This window comes from uncultured Kordia sp. (assembly GCF_947496985.1).
Classification (GTDB): domain Bacteria; phylum Bacteroidota; class Bacteroidia; order Flavobacteriales; family Flavobacteriaceae; genus Kordia.
Window position 1 is genome coordinate 1 of the sequence record NZ_CANMEZ010000044.1, and the last position, 326, is coordinate 326.

The 326-nt window shown below is 36.8% G+C and carries 1 protein-coding gene; it reads right to left on the reverse strand.

Translation table 11 applies throughout. The features are described from left to right. The coding region (locus Q0828_RS24435; protein WP_298427995.1) for a hypothetical protein at positions 1-326 on the reverse strand (326 nt) is incomplete at both ends.

Genomic DNA, 326 nt, shown 5'->3' on the forward strand with positions numbered 1-326 from the left:
ACTAAAGAGTACCTTCATGTCTTCAAATACCGTTTTAGCACCTGCTTCGTTTTCACCTGCTAGATAGCGCATCATTCTATAAAAGCTTAAGGAGTTGGTGTAATTATCGTGATCTAACAATGTTTTGGTATCTATGAGTTGCTGAGAAAGGTTTTGTAGTCGTTGTGTACGTTGTTCCATTTGTTGACGAGCGTTGTAGTCTTTATCAAATTCTACTTTGTCTAAAAAACGAGGAATCCAATTTGGGTGTTGTTCCATATAGTTTTTTGCTTTGTCTACAATGAGTTTGTTTTGGTTGCCAATGCTTCCGTATTGTCTTCGTTGTT